General features: G+C 65.3%; 19 protein-coding genes. 8 read left to right on the top strand and 11 right to left on the bottom strand.

Annotated features, from left to right (window positions below; translation table 11 throughout):
- Positions 1-75: 75 nt before the first annotated feature.
- From radC to K5H97_RS17790, 11 genes are all read right to left on the bottom strand, one after another.
- Positions 76-570 carry a RadC family protein gene (gene radC, locus K5H97_RS17840; RefSeq protein WP_003149760.1) on the bottom strand — a complete coding sequence of 165 codons (495 nt, stop codon included), beginning with the start codon at positions 568-570 and terminating at the stop codon, positions 76-78.
- Positions 571-745: 175 nt separating this feature from the next.
- On the bottom strand, positions 746-1,510 hold the full coding sequence (locus K5H97_RS17835; protein ID WP_003149757.1) for a DsbA family protein: 765 nt from the start codon (positions 1,508-1,510) through the stop codon (positions 746-748).
- Between the two features lie 24 nt (positions 1,511-1,534).
- The gene (locus tag K5H97_RS17830) at positions 1,535-4,426 is read right to left on the bottom strand and encodes a conjugative transfer ATPase (RefSeq protein ID WP_011516996.1); all 2,892 of its coding nucleotides are present in this window, start codon (positions 4,424-4,426) and stop codon (positions 1,535-1,537) included.
- On the bottom strand, positions 4,426-4,866 hold the full coding sequence (locus K5H97_RS17825; protein ID WP_003149753.1) for a TIGR03751 family conjugal transfer lipoprotein: 441 nt from the start codon (positions 4,864-4,866) through the stop codon (positions 4,426-4,428). Before K5H97_RS17825 ends, K5H97_RS17830 begins: the two co-directional genes overlap by 1 nt.
- Entirely contained in the window at positions 4,847-6,265 is a 1,419-nt protein-coding gene (locus K5H97_RS17820; protein ID WP_004350605.1) for a TIGR03752 family integrating conjugative element protein, read from the bottom strand. Before K5H97_RS17820 ends, K5H97_RS17825 begins: the two co-directional genes overlap by 20 nt.
- Positions 6,255-7,166: a TIGR03749 family integrating conjugative element protein gene (locus K5H97_RS17815; protein ID WP_004350604.1), complete on the bottom strand. Its 912-nt coding sequence runs from the start codon at positions 7,164-7,166 to the stop codon at positions 6,255-6,257. Before K5H97_RS17815 ends, K5H97_RS17820 begins: the two co-directional genes overlap by 11 nt.
- Positions 7,163-7,855, bottom strand: coding sequence for a PFL_4703 family integrating conjugative element protein (locus tag K5H97_RS17810; RefSeq protein ID WP_004350603.1), 693 nt, complete (start codon positions 7,853-7,855; stop codon positions 7,163-7,165). Before K5H97_RS17810 ends, K5H97_RS17815 begins: the two co-directional genes overlap by 4 nt.
- On the bottom strand, positions 7,852-8,250 hold the full coding sequence (locus tag K5H97_RS17805) for a TIGR03750 family conjugal transfer protein (protein WP_003153632.1): 399 nt from the start codon (positions 8,248-8,250) through the stop codon (positions 7,852-7,854). The genes K5H97_RS17810 and K5H97_RS17805 overlap by 4 nt, the downstream gene beginning before the upstream one ends.
- 12 nt (positions 8,251-8,262) lie before the next feature.
- Positions 8,263-8,622, bottom strand: a complete 360-nt coding sequence (locus tag K5H97_RS17800; protein WP_003153634.1) for a TIGR03745 family integrating conjugative element membrane protein — start codon at positions 8,620-8,622, stop codon at positions 8,263-8,265.
- A gap of 16 nt (positions 8,623-8,638) precedes the next feature.
- Positions 8,639-8,872, bottom strand: a complete 234-nt coding sequence (locus K5H97_RS17795) for a TIGR03758 family integrating conjugative element protein (RefSeq protein ID WP_003050225.1) — start codon at positions 8,870-8,872, stop codon at positions 8,639-8,641.
- Positions 8,869-9,252, bottom strand: coding sequence for an integrative conjugative element protein, RAQPRD family (locus K5H97_RS17790; RefSeq protein WP_003090167.1), 384 nt, complete (start codon positions 9,250-9,252; stop codon positions 8,869-8,871). Before K5H97_RS17790 ends, K5H97_RS17795 begins: the two co-directional genes overlap by 4 nt.
- 203 nt (positions 9,253-9,455) lie before the next feature.
- Between K5H97_RS17790 and K5H97_RS17785 the strand changes: the two genes are divergently transcribed.
- The 8 genes from K5H97_RS17785 to K5H97_RS17750 are packed head-to-tail and all read left to right on the top strand — an operon-like array spanning position 9,456 to position 16,694.
- Positions 9,456-9,926, top strand: coding sequence for a helix-turn-helix domain-containing protein (locus K5H97_RS17785; RefSeq protein WP_003050245.1), 471 nt, complete (start codon positions 9,456-9,458; stop codon positions 9,924-9,926).
- Positions 9,923-10,498 (top strand): PIN domain-containing protein, encoded by a 576-nt coding sequence (locus K5H97_RS17780; RefSeq protein ID WP_003153636.1) that lies wholly within the window; start codon positions 9,923-9,925, stop codon positions 10,496-10,498. The genes K5H97_RS17785 and K5H97_RS17780 overlap by 4 nt, the downstream gene beginning before the upstream one ends.
- 17 nt (positions 10,499-10,515) lie before the next feature.
- The gene (gene cap6, locus K5H97_RS17775) at positions 10,516-11,430 is read left to right on the top strand and encodes a CBASS system CD-NTase-associated protein Cap6 (RefSeq protein ID WP_003050256.1); all 915 of its coding nucleotides are present in this window, start codon (positions 10,516-10,518) and stop codon (positions 11,428-11,430) included.
- A complete protein-coding gene (gene cap8 / locus K5H97_RS17770; RefSeq protein WP_003153638.1) occupies positions 11,427-11,897 on the top strand; it encodes a type III CBASS phage resistance system CD-NTase-associated protein Cap8 in 471 nt (156 codons plus the stop codon). The genes cap6 and cap8 overlap by 4 nt, the downstream gene beginning before the upstream one ends.
- On the top strand, positions 11,894-12,394 hold the full coding sequence (cap7, locus tag K5H97_RS17765; protein WP_003090159.1) for a type III CBASS phage resistance system CD-NTase-associated protein Cap7: 501 nt from the start codon (positions 11,894-11,896) through the stop codon (positions 12,392-12,394). Before cap8 ends, cap7 begins: the two co-directional genes overlap by 4 nt.
- Entirely contained in the window at positions 12,394-13,296 is a 903-nt protein-coding gene (locus K5H97_RS17760) for a CBASS oligonucleotide cyclase (protein ID WP_003153640.1), read from the top strand. The genes cap7 and K5H97_RS17760 overlap by 1 nt, the downstream gene beginning before the upstream one ends.
- Before the next feature lie 38 nt (positions 13,297-13,334).
- Complete coding sequence (nucC, locus tag K5H97_RS17755) at positions 13,335-14,060, top strand: CBASS effector endonuclease NucC (RefSeq protein ID WP_003050273.1); 726 nt, start codon at positions 13,335-13,337, stop codon at positions 14,058-14,060.
- A gap of 9 nt (positions 14,061-14,069) precedes the next feature.
- A complete protein-coding gene (locus tag K5H97_RS17750; RefSeq protein ID WP_003153642.1) occupies positions 14,070-16,694 on the top strand; it encodes an AAA family ATPase in 2,625 nt (874 codons plus the stop codon).
- The last annotated feature ends 5 nt before the right edge of the window (positions 16,695-16,699 follow it).

The raw sequence follows: 16,699 nt of genomic DNA, 5'->3' as shown, positions 1-16,699 counted from the left end.
ATACCTGCTTGTGTCGCCGCGCAGAAAAATGCGGAGGCCGAAGCCTCCGCGCTGATCAACGAAGCAGTACAACCCTTACAGCAGGCCGGACTCCGCAAAGGAGAACGGGGCACCCTGGCCGACGATGATGTGGTCCAGTACCCGCACATCGATGAGCGCCAGCGCGGCCTGCAGTTGCTGGGTCAGCATGCGATCCGCGCTCGACGGCTCGGAAATGCCCGAGGGGTGCTGGTGCGCGAAGACCACCGCGGCCGCATTCAACTGCAGAACACGCTGCACAACGACACGCGGATAGACCGAAGTCGCGTTGATCGTGCCCCTGAACAGCGGCTCGTAGGCCAGTACCTGGTGCATGCTGTCCAGGAACACAGCGACGAATATTTCGTTGGGCTCGGCCACCAGCTTCACGCGCAGGTAGTCGCGCACGGCCGTGGGGTCGAGGAGTTTCGGACCCGCTTTGAAAACCCGCTTCTCCAGCAGCGCAATGGCTTGCTGGATGATCCAGTCCTCGTGCTGGGCAGCGATGGCGGAAAGCGACTCCAGGCAGGAGTCATTGACGACGAAAGACATGGCGAACCTCCAAATGGTGAGATCGGAGGGCGCGCGCCCGGGGAGGGCAAGCCCTCCTGGGGAACGAACAAGGTGCATCCATCACCGCGGTGGCGGTGATCGTTCGCGGCCAGGATGCGAGGCGAACGGGTTGCGGTCAGCGCAGCGGACTGCGCCGTAGCCTTGAAGACCGGGGCTACCTGGGCATGTCGCCGACGACGTCGGCAGGCATTTCCGATGTGGGTATGGCGGCGGGATCGCCGGCCGCGAGCATGTCCATGGCCGACAGCAAGGCATCGCCCTCGATCGGGCCCTGCAGCAGGATCGCCTTGCCGGTTTCGCGATCGTGCAGCCGCAGCGATGGCGTGGCGATCACGCCGCTGTTCGTGGCTTCCGCCGTCTGGGCGCGGATCGGTGCATCGGGCCGCTCGCTCGCCAGACACTGCTCGATCGCTGGAGTGAGGTCGGGGTAGCGCAGCCCTTCAGGCAAGCCCTGGCCGTCGCTCCGCGTGTGGGCATAGACCCATTCGACGGCCTGCCAAAAGGCGGCATGGCTGCCGGCTTCGCCCGCGCATTCCGCCAGGCGCGCTTCGGCGGACGCGGCTGGCTCATGCGCGGCCAACGGCAGGTGGTGCCATTGCAAGGTCACGTCCGCATTGCCGGCCACCCAACGCTTGAGCACTGGAAAATAGGACCGGCAGAACGGGCATTCGAGGTCCGCGTAGAGCGTCAGCGTGAAACGCCCTTCCGGATTGCCCATCTGCCACGGAGGCCCAGCCACCTGCGTGTCGCTGACTGGCGCCGAAGTCTGAGGTGTGGACCCGCCTGGCGAACGTGACACGAGCCAGATCAGCAGCAGCGCAACCAGCACCGCGGCCAATGCCCAGGGCCAGCGGAACTGCCAGCGCCGACGACGGAACGCCTGGACCTGCATCGGAATGGATGGGCGTTTCTGTTCCATGGCGTTCTCCGGTGTACGGCAGATTCAGGGCAGGTCCAGGGCCGGCGACTCGATGCCGCGTGCCCGGTCGATCTTCTCGGCCACCTTGAAGGCGGCATCCAACTCGCTGACGCCGTGCTGCTGCATGAGCTGGTAGCGCTCGGCCTTCTCTTCGGGTTCGGTCTGCGCGAGCGCGAGATACAGGCTCGGCGGCACGGCGCGGAAGAGCACCTCCATGCTCTTGGAGAGGATGACGCCCTCGGTGAACTTGCCCGCTTCCTTGCGTGCCGAGAGCATCAGCGCTTTCTGCGCTTGGCTCAGTTCGCGGAACCGCGCGATCTTCTCCACTTCATCGGGGGGCATCGACAGGCAGATCCACCACTCGATCATGTTGAGCATCGGCTCCGCGGCGCGCGGTAGGTCGTCAATATTTTGTGTAGCTAGCCAGTACCAGGCCCCCAGCTTGCGCCACATTTTTGTAATTTTCACGGTATACGGCGCGAGCAGCGGGTTCTTGGTGATCACGTGGCCTTCGTCGGTCACGTTGATGATCGGGCGGCCGAGATACTGGTCACGCTCCGCGATGTTGTTCACCGTGCTGATGAGGCTGATGTACGCGATCGAGAGCTGCGCGTTGTAGCCCTCGCGGGCGTAGGTCGCCAGATCGACCAGCGTGATGTCGGCCTCGGGCCACGGCGTGCCGTCGCGGTCGAACATCTCGCCGTCCGTGCCTTGGCAGAACATGTCCATCGCGTCCGCCATCTCCAGCAGCCGCACGCGCCGCATCTCGGGCAACGTCGGGTCCTGGCCGCGGGTGCGCAGCGCATTGCGCACATCGCGCGTGAGCACAGTGCGCTTCTCTGCCACGCAATGTTCGGCCGCGTCGAGGATGCACTGGCGGATCAGCGAGCGGTCGGCCCGCGTCATCCGCGCTTCTTCCTTGTCTTCGCCGCCCGTGATCATCAGCCGTGCCGTGATCTCCAGCTCGCCCAGCACGTCGCGCTGCTCGTCCGCCTCCATGGCCGAGGCATCCGGTGGCAGGTCTTCGTCCAGTGCATCGGCATCGAGCGTCTGCACGTCGCTGGGCGTTTCGATCAGCCGGCGTGCGTCGGCGAACGGCGCCAGGCTGATGCCCGAGCCGGGTGCCAGCTTGACCCGGTTCACGGTCAGCCCCAGGCGCCTGGCGAAGTCGCTGAACAAGCCGAAGCTGTTGCCGGCTTCCACGATGAAGAGGCGCGGCCGATAGATCGCGGTGACCTGGTTCAGCAGGTTGTTGAGCGTGGCGCTCTTGCCCGAGCCCGTGGGACCGAACAGGAACAGATGGGCATTCATCTGCCGATCCAACCTGTTCAAGGGGTCAAACGTAATCGGGCCGCCTCCGCGATTGAACATCGTGATGCCGGGGTGCCCCGTGCCCTGGGCGCGGCCCCACACCGGCGACAGGTTCGCCGCGTGCTGGGCGAACATCAGTTGCGTGTACCACCGGCGCCGGTCCTTGCCGGGGTTGTAGCAGCACGGCAGCCAGCGCAGGTAGCTGTTGAGCGGCGCCACCTCGTCGTCCTCGCGCACCGGCTGCAGGCCGGCGTTGAGCATCACGTTCGCGAGGTCCAGGCCGCGCCGATCCAGTTCCGCCTCGTCGCGCCCGCGTAGGTAGAACGCCAGAGTGCCCCGGTAGAGCTTGTGCGCGCTGCCGATCAGGGAGCGGGCTTCATGCACGTCCTTGAGCGTCTGCTCCGACGCCAGCGTCTCGCCCACAGCTTTCTTCGCCAGATGGTTGAGGTCCGATTCGAGGACGTCCTGCGGCGTGGCCACCATGGTGAGACACATCAAGGTGTCCTCGGGCATCTGATCGAATAGCGTGTTGATCGCGTCTCCCTTGCGGGTCTCGCCGGTCAGGTGCCCGGTGCCGGGCGGCATGCGCAGCCGGTCGGTGATCAGCACGCGGTGCGGCATGCCGTCGAAGTACCAGGCCCCTTGCGCCACGTCCGAGCGCGGCTGCCCAAAGAACAGCCGCTGGCTGAAATCCCGCCCGCTCGCCAACTCGATCTCGCCGGCCTCGCTTTCCTCGGTACTGTCCGGATAGCGCGCCAACGCGTAGAAGCGCTCCCGGTCCTCCACCCCAGGGCCGAGCAGCGTGGGGCGCGGGTTGAACCATCGCAGCAGCCAGTCGTGAACGTCCGCTGCAACCATGCGCCGGGCCTGGATGCCGGCGTTCGCCAGGCCGCCGCATAGGCGGTCGCAGACGATGCCCAGCATCTGCTCGGGTGTCTGGCCGCGGCGGTTTGCCTGTCCCTGTCCGCTCGCGCGGCGGTACACCACCATGCGCACACGCCGCGTCTGCCCGCGCCAGCGCAGCCGCGTAACCACCGTGTCCTCGAACAGGCCGCCGGGCTTGGCCACAGCGCGCAGGTGGTGGCCGAAGAAGCGCAAGTAGAACTCGGTGAACGCCGAGCCGCGCGCACGTGGCTGCACGTAATCGCGCAAGGTCTGCATGTACTGGTCGAAGCTCGGTTCGTCCTGGGCATAGAGCTGGAGCACCCACGGGTTCTCGTCCAGTTCATCGAAACTGTCCTGAAGCGCGTTTTCCAGGGCGTCGCGGGCATGCGCGAGCCAGCCGGGTTCCCGGCCTTCGGTGCCCAGCGGCACCAGTTCGTAGAACGCCGCCACCGATTGGCCATCCTCCAGGAGCATCGATTTCGACCCGGGCAAGAACTCCACCCAGGGCAGCAGTTCCACGAAGGACGGCGCAACGTCGTACAGCGCCTGCTCGTCGGCCACGGTCGCTGGCTTGCGGCCGTGGACTGCCGAACCGGGTTCGGGGATGCCGGCCTGGCGCAAGGCCTCGACGTGGCGCTGCCAGCTGTCCGGCTGCTCATCGCTAGCCGGGCTACTGGAGCCGGCGCCGGCCAGCTTCGGCCATGGGAGTTTCCACCGCATCAGTAGTCCTCCACGCGCTCGCCCGGCATCGCGTACTGGATGCGCTGGTAGAGCGGGAAGACGGTCGTGTAGCCGGGCACCGGCACGGGATCGGTGCCGGCCAGATGCGGGTACACGTACATCACGAGATCGGGATTGGGCAGGCGCTGGAACTGGCGGTGGACCTCATTGCGCGCGGTGCGCGTGTAGCGCATCTGCTCGACAGGTGCGGCCTGCACGTCGGCGTCGGTCAGGGGCCGACGCAGGCTCTGGCGCGCATCGAGCAGCTGGCGGCCGGCGTTCCGTCCGGCTGCGCCACCGCCGTCGCCGGCCTCCTGCTGCCAGATGTCCATCATCGTGCGGTCACCGTGGGTCAGCAGCTTTTCCTTGCTGGTGGCGCAGCCGCCGAGCACCGCGACGGCGAGGGCCAGCACCAGGCCCTTAATCGAGTTCGAGAGCATGGCTTTCTCCTGCGCGGTGATCGACCTTGCGGCCTTCGGGATCGAAGTCGATGGCGAGCGGTTTTTCGAGGTGGACGGCGACCTTGGCGCCGGGCTGCACATAGACGGCGGCGAACGCCTGGCCGTAGAGCTTGTTGACCCAGGCCGACATGTCCCGGACACCGCCCGCGAGAATCTGGCCGACCGCTTCCTGGCCGGTGATGCCCACGGTGCCGATGGAGCCGTCCGAGCCGACATAGGACATGCGGCCGCTGTCGCTCTCGATGAGCGAGGCCACGCCGGCACCGGCCGCGGTGATCAGGGCCTGCGAGCCGAGGTACTGCTGGGCGTTGCTGCGCCGCTCGCCGCTGACGCAGGGGATGCCGTGCGGGTCGCTGATCCAGCCCAAGCCGTCGCGTTGCTGGTTGTTCTGCTGGTTGCCCTCGCGGTCTTCGGGGATCGTGCGGATCGTGCCGTCGTTGAAGACGAACGTGATGCTGCGCACCTGGCCGCGCACGCACGAAAGCGTCCAGTCGCCCGATGCGGTGCCGCTGAACACGGCGCCGGCCACGTCGGGAATGTCGATGCCATTGGCGGTCAGGTTGTCCGGCCCGACCAGGACTTTGAACGGATAGGGATCGTTGACCGTGCCGTCGATCGGCACGCGGCCGATCAGCGCGGTCATGGCGACCGAACCCATGAGCGTGGAGTTGGTCGGCACGGTATAGACCGGCTTGGCACTCTTGACCCCAGAGGCGCGGGCGCCCGCGTTGGCCACGGTTTCCGCGGTGGTTTCGAGCGTGCTCTGCGCCGGGCCGAAGCTCGTGGGGAAGCTCATTCCGCCGCTCGCGCCACGACCGCCGTTGCGCCCCTCGGCGGGCTTTGCGTCGTCCGGCTCGACCCACCGCACGCCGCCCTCCATGCCGGCCTCGTCGCCGCCCTGCAGCCCCAGGCCCACGGGCAGGTCCGCATGGCCGCCGCCGCGCCCGCCGATGCTGTCCAGGCGCCGCTGCAGGTCGGCGAGCAGCCCTTCGGTCTGCTGGCGCGCGCTGGCCGCCTGCTCCTGGTCGCGGCGCAGGTTGGACCGCTCGGATTCGAGCGCCGAGTTGATGCGCTGGTCGATGGAGTTCTCGCGCTGGCGCAGTCGCTGGTTCTCTTCACGCTGCGACTTGTTGTCCGAGAGCGCGGTCTGAAGCTCGGTGCGCAACTGCTTCACTTGGGCAACGAGCGTCGCCACGGTGTCGCGCGGGGTGTCGCCTTCGATGCCCAGCGCCTTCATTTCCTCGGGCGTGAGCTGGGCGCCGTTGTCCGCCGCGGGTGGCGCCGTGCTGCCTCCACCCGAGAACAGCCGGATACCGACGAACAGCACCAGGATGGCGACAGGGATCATCAGCCACTTGAGCAGGCCGTTACTGCGCATGGCGGGCCTCCTTGGCGTTCTCGTCGCCGTCCGGCTGCGGCAGATGCACGGCAGGGTCGAAGCGGTGAATCGCCGGCAGCAGCGACTGCGCGAGGCCGCGGCCGCCCGTGACCAGGTAGAGGACGGTCGTGTCCTCGGGCGTGCCGCGCGGGCCCAGCGCCTCGTGCTGGAAGGTGGCGGTGAGGAAATCGCCTTGCAGCACGCGCGGGTCGAGCGCGACCCAGTCGGCGCCGGTGTTGGTAAGGCGCACGGCAGTCACCCATTGGTCTTCCAGGCGCCACGACGCGAGCGCGACCGCGCGCACCGGCAGCGTTGGCATCAGTGTGTCCAGGTCGAGGTCGCGGGGCAGGTTGACCCGCATGACGCCCGGAAGCGGCTCGACGGTGCGCAGCGGTGCGTAGAGGTTCTGCGCGGCGAAGCGCGTCAGCACGACAGGGACCGGAGTTTCGCGCCGCGCGGTCCGCGCACCTGCCTGGCCCTGGGCGCGTGCCGGGGCCTCGGCACTGTCGGCCTGCTCGCCATAGCGTCCCGGTGCGCTGTCACCCTCGACGATGCGCACCGGCTCCAGCTCGGCTTCCCCGTCCTTGGGCGGTTCGGCTGCGATGTCCAGCAGGATCAGCGCGCCCGTGTCGGCGTCCTGCAGTTGCAACCGCGTGGGCTCGATCGGCTCGCTGGCGCGCAGGTACACCGCGCCACCCGCACTCTGCACGCGCAGGCGTTCGCCCACGCCCGCGGGCACGCCCACGCGCACGTTCCGGTCGATGAACACGATGCGTTCCTGACCGACCTTCAGCGGCACTGCCAGTGGCATGCGTTCCCAACGCAGGATCTCCACCGCCTGGGCGACGGGTGCCGCGGCCACGGCCAGTAGCCCCAGCAGCGCGAGTACAGGATGCTTCATGGGGTGTTTCCTCCTTGAGGCGCTTGCGGAGACAGGCCACTCGACGCCGGGCGCGCCGGCTCCGGTGCACTGATGCGCTGGGGCGCGCCTTCGTAGCAGTCCAGCGCCAGGCCGAACGGGTTGCGGGCGGGATCGACGTCCACCCGCGTGACCTTGATCGGATAACGCACCAGGGCGCGCTTGACCTGCTCGGCGCCGTAGTACTCGTCCGCCGTGATGTCCAGCGTCACCACCCAGTCGCGATCGGACACGGTGCGCACGCGCGCCGTGGGGTCGTCGCCATAGCCGCGGCCGGGAATCTCGTAGATGCCGCGCACGCGCTGGCGTAGCTCGCCGGTGGAGCGGCGGTAGTCGTAGTCCGCGCGAAGGAAGGCCTGGCAGGACGGGGTGAGGTACGGCGAGAGCGTGTGGAGGTTGCGCGAGTAGTCTTCTTCGCCATTGGTCGGCCAGCGGTTCAGCGTCTGGAACACGTAGAACGTGAACGCATAGACCGATTCGGGCGGCACTTCCCACCACTTGCGGGTACTGCCAGAGCGCAGGTCGGGCGGGACGTGGATGGTCAGGTCGCGCGGCGCGCTCCACCAGCCGCCGCCCATGACCAGGGCGACAATGACCAGCGCGCCCGCGCCCAGGCGCAAGGTCTTGATGTGCGCCTGCAGGTGGGCGATCTCGTTCTTGAAGCGACTCATCGCATGCTCCTGCGGGTGGACCAGAAGCCCGAGCGCGAGATCAGCACGTGGCCGCCCACCCAGCCGGCCATCAGCGGATGGCCCGTTGCGATGCGCCACTGCAACTGCCGATAAAGCCAGGTGTCGGGGCGCCCACGCTTGAGGCGGCGCAGGATGCCGCCGCCGATGAACACGCCCAAGGCCACGCCCAGGACAACGAACGTCGGTGCGATGGCGATCGTGCGGAACACCCACGAAAGCGGCGCGCCGACCAGCAGGCCGGCGGCGCCGGACAGGCCGCAGCAGATCCACAGCTCGTCGGCGGTGAGGCCGCGCACGACAACGGGATGGCGGTTGAGCCGGTGCGGAAGGAACGTGACCGTCCCGTCCGCACGGACGTGCTGCTGCTCGGACATACCGGCCTCGCCTTACAGGATGCCCGTGGCTTCGGTGAGCAGCCAGATGCCGATCACGAGCAACACGGCGCCGATGGCGACCGTGAGGCCGAATTGGCCCCACGTCTTGCGGCCGGTGTGGATCTCCGCGTAGGTTCCGTAGGCGTGGTAGCAGACGCCGATGAACATCGACGCCACCACCAGCAGGGCCACGAGCATGATGATGTCGTAGCCGTAGTTGCGGATCGTCTCCATGATGCCGTTGCCGGTGCCGCGCGTCGGGTTCTCCAACTGCGGCAGGCCTTGCGCGAACGACAGCGCGGGCAGCGCGGCGGCGCCCAGGGCCATGGCGGCGCGCTGGGCGAGACGGGAAGTGAGGATGCGGTTGTGCATGGTCGGGCCTTTCAGGTCAGGACAGAAGGAAGAAACTCAGGACGAGGTACATCGCGACGAAGCGGATGCAGACGCCGAGGAACTGGCGCTGGTTGAGGCGGCTCTCGGACCACCCCACGTAGGCCGTTCGGATGGCCCAGACGCCCCACACGAGCAGGACCGCGAACACGACGCCGACCAGGACGGTCGCCATTGCGGAAGGCGCGATGCCGCTGTTGGCTTGAAATGCCGAGACCTGGGCGCCGTTCATTGCTTGCCCCCCGCAGTCGTCGCCGGCAGCGGCTCGGCCGCCCGCTCGGTGCGGTAGTCGCCGGCCAGTTCGGAGGGGTCGCGCGGCTGAGCGCGCGATGGCGTCAGGTGAAACTGGATGCCGGCGCGAACGCGCGCCAGGTCAGCCAGCAGCCGCGGGTAGTCGAAGTGGTAGCGCTCGCCCGGCTGGATGGGGGCATGCGCGGCGCTGTCCGCGACGGTGCGCTCCAGCGCGTCGAGCTGGCGCAGTGCGGCGACCAGCTCCTGGCGCTGTGCCGGAGACTCGGCCAAGGCCATCTGGGACTGACCCAGCAGGAGGGCCGTCACGAGAAAAGTGGGCACGCCGCGATGCGCGGCGCGCAGCCAGATCGAAGCCACCATCGCGCCATTCCTGTGTGATCAGCAATGGGGTGATCGTGGAGATCAGGGCTGTTTTAGGCCGCAAACAATAGGAACTGGCGGACGACCGGATTGGGCATACCGCGAGCGAACCTACAAAAGCCCGGGTGGAGTTTCGATTATTGCGTTTTTCGAGTGTTTCGAATATGATCGGCTCTGCAACCGTTTTCGCTTAGGAGCTACCCATGACCACCGCCACTGCCCAATCCAAGATGACCCTTCCCGCCGCGGGAGAGGTTAAGGCAGCCGTCCAGGGTCAACGTGCCTTGGCGGCTTACCTCGCAACCCAGTTCGAGACGCAGCACATCCAGATCTTTGATGACCACAAACAGGCTCATCAGGTGGAACTGCCTACCTCGGCTTTACGCCTGCTGGTCGACATCCTGGCCGAGTTGGCCGATGGCAATGCAGTAAAGGTGGTGCCCGTCCATGCAGAGCTGACGACCCAAGAGGCGGCGGACTTGCTCAACGTGTCCCGTCCCCATTTCGTCAAGCTGCTAGAAGATGGGGTGTTGGCATTTCATCGCACCGGCAAGCACCGCAGGGTGAGGTTCGCCGATCTGATGCAGTACAAGGAAGCGCGCGAGCGCGCCAGTGAGCAGGCGATGGCCGAACTCGCTCAGCAGTCGCAAGAGTTGGGAATGGGATACGAATGAGGCATTCCCCATTCACCGCCGTCTACGACGCGTGCGTTCTATATCCCGCGCCACTGCGGGATTTCCTGATGTGGCTCGGCCTGTCTGGCCGCTTCCGGGCGCGGTGGAGCCAAGCCATTCATGAGGAGTGGAAACGCAATCTGTTGATCAACCGCCCCGATCTCACCCGGGTTCAGGTCGACAGGACGTCGGATCTCATGGACAGGGCCATTCCGGACGGCTTGGTGGAGGGCTACGAAGCGCTCGTGGCAGGCCTGACATTACCCGATCCGAACGATCGGCACGTCCTGGCTGCGGCGATTCGCTGCGGTGCGAGCGTGATTGTGACGTTCAACGAACGTGATTTCCCGAACGATCTGCTGGCTCCGTACGGCATCGAATCGCAGCACCCCGATGAGTTTGTGGACAACCTGCTGGATCTGGATGCGGCCGCCGTAGTGTCGGCTGCGCAGCGCCAGCGTGCCCAACTCAAGCATCCGCCGATCGATGTGGACCGCTATCTCGAAATCCTGCTGCGCCAAGGCCTTGTGCAAACGACCAAGGTGCTGGCGACCTATCGCACCATTCTCTGACCCGCCGAGAGCCACGGATGACCAAGAATCCTTCATCAGACGCCACTTTGCCGAAAGGCATCCATCGAAGCTGGAAGCTGCCGGATAAGTCGCTGGGTGACTTGTGGGATTCGATCGTGATGGACGAAGCCATCAAAAAACAGTTGCTGTCACAAGCGATCGTCAACTTCACGGTGCGCCCCAAGGTGGAGCGCACGGTACTCCCCCTGCACGGCGTGATCTTGTTGGTCGGCCCGCCGGGGACTGGGAAGACCTCCTTGGCACGGGGCTTGGCGCATCGTGTGGCCGAATCTTTTTCTTCTGCGAAGTTTCGATTGCTGGAAGTGGAGCCTCACACGCTGACGAGCTCTGCAATGGGAAAGACTCAACGCGCCGTGGCAGACCTGTTCTCGCAATCGATCGCAGAATCCGCAGCGGCGGGCCCGACGATCGTCCTTCTGGACGAGGTCGAAACGCTTGCGGCTGATCGAGCGAAGCTCAGCCTGGAAGCCAACCCGGTTGATGTGCACCGGGCCACCGACGCGGTGTTGGTGCAGTTGGACATGTTGGCCGAACGCAACCCGCATCTGCTGTTCGTGGCCACCAGCAACTTCCCACAGGCCGTCGACAGTGCCTTCCTATCTCGTTGCGACATGGTGATGGAGGTGCCACTGCCCGGCAAGGATGCCTGCAAGCAGATCCTAGTGGACTGCCTGAATGGCCTGGCAAAGACATTTCCGGGGATTGGCAAGCTTTCCTCGGCTCACCAGTTCGACGCGTGCGCTGGCGAGTGCGTCGGATTGGATGGTCGGGCCATTCGCAAGGTCGTAGCCAACGCCCTCGCGGCCGACCCGCAAGTGGCTATCGATCCGAACAAGCTTTCCGTAGAGCACTTGCGCAGTGCGATACGACAGGCAAAGCAAATGCGCCTTCAAGGAGGGAAGCAAAAATGACCACCGTTGTCAGCCGGACGTTTCGCAGCTCGCCGCACCGCGATGCGTTGCAGACATGGGATGCCATTGTCGAACTGCTCACTCAGGGCAAGGACGGCACGGCTCGCTCTGAACTCAGGGCCGTGACGGGCGTGGCCGCCAGCTTGATCGCCGACCAGGCACCCAAGAGCGCGCCCATCGTTGCGACATGCGATGGACCACGGACCAGGATCTACTGCCTCTTCGACGAAGACGCGATCTATGGTGATGATGCCAACGAAGAAGTCTTGGGGTTCGAGCCGTTGAAGGGAGACTGGGGAGTCTCGCTGCCGTGTCCGAAGGAGCAGCTCGGCTGGGTGCAAAGCGCGCTCAAAAAGCACAGTTCTCGCATCATTGCACGGGACTTGAGCCAAGGAATTGCCACGCAGGCGCAGGCCGATGCTGGGCAAGCGCTGTCGCTCGACCTCGGAGGTTTCCTCAAGTCATGAGCACCGTCGCCACCTACTCGTACACGCACTCGGTTACCTATGTGACCGACAACATCCTCAAGAGCTTGAAAGACATCATCCTGCTCAGTGGGCTGGACCCTGAGCACTTTGCGGATCGCTGGGAGAGCAATACCCGAGCCATCAAGACGTGGCTCGGGACCGGTGATCTGCGCAAGGTGATTCTGGAGATCTACAACCCGGCAACCGACAAGCTCGTGACCCGATGGGATATCGACATCGTGTATGGGTGGTCCGATGGCGACGGCAGCTTCTGGACAGATACCGAGCAGTTGAAGTACGCGATCAAGAAAGCTGGGCTGCTGCCATCGCAGGCCAAGTACAAGTTAATGCTCGATACAAAGCCAGGGCGACCTGATGTGGAGGGATGGAGCAAAGGAAGTTATCGCTCGACGGATGGAATGGTCAAGCAGAGCCTAGGCTCGACTGTCGAACACAGCGGCCTGGCGGGTCAGGCCGGATATTGGAGGCAACGCTGATGCTGTCGATCGATGAAGCTTTTCGCAAGTTCAAGTCGCGTCTGGAACTCAACGAACGCGAACAGAAGAATGCCTCGCAACGCCAGAACGAAGTGCGGGACTACCTGCAGACCAAGTTCGGCATTGCGCGCAGCTTCCTGACCGGTTCCTATGCTCGATACACGAAGACGAAGCCGCTCAAGGATATCGACATCTTCTTCGTGCTGAAGGACTCGGAGAAGCATTACCACGGCAAGGCCGCATCGGTAGTGCTGGATGATTTCCACTCTGCATTGGTGGAGAAATACGGTTCGGCGGCCGTGCGCAAACAGGCGCGCTCGATCAACGTGGATTTCGGTGTTCACATCGACGCGGAGGACAACACGGACTACCGGGTGGTCAGCGTGGATGCGGTGCCCGCATTCGATACCGGCGACCAGTATGAGATCCCCGATACGGCGTCCGGAAAGTGGATCAAGACGGACCCGGAGATCCATAAGGACAAGGCGACCGCAGCGCACCAAGCCTATGGCAATGAGTGGAAAGGTCTCGTGCGCATGGTGAAGTACTGGAACAACAATCCCAAGCACGGCGATCTGAAGCCGGTGAAGCCCTCGTTCCTGATCGAGGTAATGGCCCTTGAGTGTCTTTACGGCGGCTGGGGAGGATCGTTCGATCGCGAGATCCAGTCGTTCTTTGCCACGCTTGCCGATCGAGTTCATGACGAGTGGCCGGATCCCGCCGGACTTGGCCCGGCGATCAGCAACGATATGGATGCCGCGCGCAAGCAGCGCGCGCAGCAGCTGCTGTTCCAGGCGAGCCAAGACGCAAGCATCGCCATCGACCACGCGCGTCGTGGTCGCAATATCGAAGCGCTTCGCGCCTGGCGCGCACTGTTTGGCCCCAAGTTCCCACTGTCCTGATTCCATCGGCTTCCATACACGTCCCATCGAGGTACAGCATGTCCCAGTGGTCGCTTTCCCAGCTCCTGTCGTCCCTGCATGAGGACATCCAGCAGCGCTTGTCCGTAGTACGCAAGACCTTCGGTCACCCGGGTACGAAGGGGGATGCGAGCGAGAACGTCTGGATCGACATGCTGGATACCTATCTGCCCAAACGGTACCAGGCGGCCAAGGCGCATGTGGTGGACAGCCTGGGGAACTTCAGCCAGCAGATCGATGTGGTGGTGTTTGATCGGCAATATTCGCCTTTTATCTTCACCTACGAGAACGAGACGATCATTCCAGCCGAAAGCGTGTACGCCGTTTTCGAGGCCAAGCAGACGGCTGACGCGGGGCTTGTGGCCTATGCCCAGGAGAAGGTCGCCAGTGTGCGCAGGCTGCACCGCACGAGCCTGCCGATCCCGCACGCTGGCGGGACCTACCCAGCGAAGCCGTTGATTCCGATTCTGGGTGGCTTGCTCACCTTCGAGAGCGAATGGAGTCCTGCATTGGGTCCATCCATGGACAAGGCGCTGAACGCAAACCTCACCGAGGGGCGTCTGGACATCGGATGCGTTGCCGCCCACGGGCACTTTTTCTATGACCAAGCCAGCGGCGCGTACAGCTACACCAACGAAAACAAGCCGGCGACCGCGTTTCTTTTCAAGCTGATCGCGCAGCTTCAGTTCAGTGGAACGGTCCCCATGATCGATGTGGAGGCTTACGGTCAGTGGTTGACCAAGTGAGGGGGCGCTGTGGCAAGCATACGTTCGGAGTACCACCGGTTCCTGGCGCACTTGGCGCAGCGGCACGTGCACGACGACGTGCGCCGGCTGGCGCACCTGGTGCTCGATCACCTGCAGCCACTGGCCGAGGTCGGTGCTGCACGCCGGGGGCGCTCCACGCGCTTGGCGCCGCTGGCCATCGCGCATCTGGCGCAGATGCCTGTCGCCTACGACGGGGACGCGCGCGGCCCCGAAAACGGGCCGGCGCTCGGGCGACTGCACCAGCTCGAAGTCGGGCCGTTTCGAGGATTCATGCGGCAGGAGACGTTCGACCTCAGCCATGACATCACCTTGGTCTACGGTGCCAACGGCACCGGCAAGAGCAGCTTCTGCGAAGCCTTGGAAGTGGCGATGCTCGGTTCGATCAGCGAAGCGCAGGCCAAGCGGGTCGACCAGCGGACGTACTGCAACAACGCTCGCCTGCGCCGCCACGTCGCGCCAGTCCTGTCGTCTACGGCGGCGGGCGAAGCGCAGGCCGTCCAGCCCGACGAAGCTGAGTATCGCTTCTGCTTCATCGAGAAGAACCGCCTCGACGATTTCGCCCGAATCGCCGCGCGGACCCCGAGCGATCAGCGCCAGCTCATCGCCACCCTGTTCGGCGTGGACCAGTTCAGCGAGTTCGTGCGCGGCTTCAACCCCTCGCTCGATCAGGACCTGATGCTTGCCGGCGTGCAGGCGGCGCAGCTGGCGCAGCGTCGCCTGCGGTTGGCGAACTCCGAACAGACCATCGCCGCCTACCCGCAGAAGATCGCAGCGGTCGAGGGCCTGGAACAAGCTTTGGCGCAGCGCATGTCACCTGGCGCGACCTATCAAGCCTGCGTGGACTGGCTGCTGGGTACGCCGCAGCAGCAAGGACGGCTACCGTATGTCCAGGCTCAGCTGGACGCCAACCCGCCTGCCATTCACGAGGTGACCCAGGCCCGCCTGCAAGCGTTGCTGGCAGAGGCCTACCGCGTCCAGGGACTGTGGCAAGCGTCTTCCGCGCAACTCGCGGCCCGCGCGGGCGAGGTGTCGTACGCGAAGCTCTACGAGGCCGTGCAAGCGTTGGCGGACGGGGCGACCGCGTGTCCGGCATGTGGAACCGGACTGGCCGCTGTGGCACAGGACCCGTTCGCCAGGGCGCGAATGGGCCTGGAGCAGCTCGCGCAACTGGCCGTCCTGCAGCAGCAAGAGGCCGGGCATCGGACGCAGTTGAGCGAGGCGGTCCGAGCGCTGTGGGACGAAATGCGCCGCGTGGTGGCGGCGGCTGGGGTCGCTTGTCCTGCCGAATCGCAGGCCGCGGGCCTGCCACTGCTGCCTCCCACGTCGGCGGGCAATTGGCTCGGCGGCTGGGTGAATGGGGACCAGCGCGCCTGGCAAGCCCTCTTACGGATCGCACAGATCATCGAAGGCTTCGACGCGCAGGCGCGCGACGTGCATGCCCAGCGCGGCGCGATGGCCCAGGAGCGGGACCGCCTGCAACAGCATCAGCTGGAGATCGAACGGCTGCGGACCATGCGCACGACTGCGGATCAGGAGCTGGCGGCCGCCCGCCAAACCGTGGCCCAATTCGACGACGCGAACCGCGGCCTGATCCAGGCGGCCACGGACGAAATGCCGGTGGTGGTGCACCATCAGCGGGTCAAGGCCGCCTACGACGGCTTCCTACCCGAGATTCAGGCATACCTGACCGCTCTGCCGGGGGTTCTGCTACAGGGGCTGGGAGACCAAGCCCGCCATCTCTACAACGCATTCAACCGGGCCGATCCGCCCGGCGATCTGCTGCACGCGCTGTGGTTGCCCGTGGCCGAGAACGGCAAGATCGAGGTGGAGTTCGCCGGCGAGCCGGGCGTGCGCTACGACGCGTTGATCGTCTTCAGCGAAGGGCACATCAAATGCTTGGGTCTGGCGATTCTGCTTGCCAAGAACCTCGCGCAGGGCTGCCCCGTGGTCATCTTCGATGACGTCGTCAATGCGATAGACGACGACCATCGCGATGGCATCTGGCGTACCTTCTTCGAGGACGGTTTGCTCCACGGCAAGCAGGTTATCCTCACCTCGCACGCAGAGGAGTTCCTGCACCGCATCCAGCAGGAGTTGGGCGTGCGCCGCGCCGCGGCCATCAAGCGCTACAAGTTTCTCCCGCATCAGGGAGAGCACGAACTGCGGGTCGACAGCGACCCGCCAGCGAAGAACTATGTTCTTCTGGCCCAGCAGGCGTTGGCGGCTGACGAGAAACGCGAGGCACTGCGCCAGGCCCGGCCGGCGCTGGAGAGTCTGACGGACCGCCTGTGGACGTGGCTGGGTCGGCGGGCGGACGGCCGGATCGACATCAAGCTGAGCGGGCCCCGCGCGCCTTGGGAGCTGAACAATAAATGCACCAAGTTGCGGTCGGCCGTCGAGCGTATCGCGGCGCAACATGCGGGTGCGCCGGATGCCGTAGGGGCGTTGGTCAGGCTGCTCAATGTCAGCGGTACGAGTATTGAATGGGGTTACCTCAATAGCGGTGTGCACGACGCTCAGCGCGATCATGAGTTCGATCGGGCGACGGTAAGAACGGTCGTCGAGGCGGTTACGGCGTTGGATGCTGCTCTTGATACCCTGCAGAACCGATGAACGGC

The sequence above is a fragment of the Pseudomonas mosselii genome (assembly GCF_019823065.1).
GTDB lineage: Bacteria > Pseudomonadota > Gammaproteobacteria > Pseudomonadales > Pseudomonadaceae > Aquipseudomonas > Aquipseudomonas mosselii.
The sequence above is the reverse complement of the archived record's forward strand: the minus strand, read 5'-3'. Positions and strand labels throughout refer to the sequence as shown.

Coding starts and splice junctions, on each gene's coding strand:
- radC (WP_003149760.1), bottom strand. CDS start 570: ATGTCTTTCGTCGTCAATGACTCCTGCCTGGAGTCGCTTTCCGCCATC.
- K5H97_RS17835 (WP_003149757.1), bottom strand. CDS start 1,510: ATGGAACAGAAACGCCCATCCATTCCGATGCAGGTCCAGGCGTTCCGT.
- K5H97_RS17830 (WP_011516996.1), bottom strand. CDS start 4,426: ATGCGGTGGAAACTCCCATGGCCGAAGCTGGCCGGCGCCGGCTCCAGT.
- K5H97_RS17825 (WP_003149753.1), bottom strand. CDS start 4,866: ATGCTCTCGAACTCGATTAAGGGCCTGGTGCTGGCCCTCGCCGTCGCG.
- K5H97_RS17820 (WP_004350605.1), bottom strand. CDS start 6,265: ATGCGCAGTAACGGCCTGCTCAAGTGGCTGATGATCCCTGTCGCCATC.
- K5H97_RS17815 (WP_004350604.1), bottom strand. CDS start 7,166: ATGAAGCATCCTGTACTCGCGCTGCTGGGGCTACTGGCCGTGGCCGCG.
- K5H97_RS17810 (WP_004350603.1), bottom strand. CDS start 7,855: ATGAGTCGCTTCAAGAACGAGATCGCCCACCTGCAGGCGCACATCAAG.
- K5H97_RS17805 (WP_003153632.1), bottom strand. CDS start 8,250: ATGTCCGAGCAGCAGCACGTCCGTGCGGACGGGACGGTCACGTTCCTT.
- K5H97_RS17800 (WP_003153634.1), bottom strand. CDS start 8,622: ATGCACAACCGCATCCTCACTTCCCGTCTCGCCCAGCGCGCCGCCATG.
- K5H97_RS17795 (WP_003050225.1), bottom strand. CDS start 8,872: ATGAACGGCGCCCAGGTCTCGGCATTTCAAGCCAACAGCGGCATCGCG.
- K5H97_RS17790 (WP_003090167.1), bottom strand. CDS start 9,252: ATGGTGGCTTCGATCTGGCTGCGCGCCGCGCATCGCGGCGTGCCCACT.
- K5H97_RS17785 (WP_003050245.1), top strand. CDS start 9,456: ATGACCACCGCCACTGCCCAATCCAAGATGACCCTTCCCGCCGCGGGA.
- K5H97_RS17780 (WP_003153636.1), top strand. CDS start 9,923: ATGAGGCATTCCCCATTCACCGCCGTCTACGACGCGTGCGTTCTATAT.
- cap6 (WP_003050256.1), top strand. CDS start 10,516: ATGACCAAGAATCCTTCATCAGACGCCACTTTGCCGAAAGGCATCCAT.
- cap8 (WP_003153638.1), top strand. CDS start 11,427: ATGACCACCGTTGTCAGCCGGACGTTTCGCAGCTCGCCGCACCGCGAT.
- cap7 (WP_003090159.1), top strand. CDS start 11,894: ATGAGCACCGTCGCCACCTACTCGTACACGCACTCGGTTACCTATGTG.
- K5H97_RS17760 (WP_003153640.1), top strand. CDS start 12,394: ATGCTGTCGATCGATGAAGCTTTTCGCAAGTTCAAGTCGCGTCTGGAA.
- nucC (WP_003050273.1), top strand. CDS start 13,335: ATGTCCCAGTGGTCGCTTTCCCAGCTCCTGTCGTCCCTGCATGAGGAC.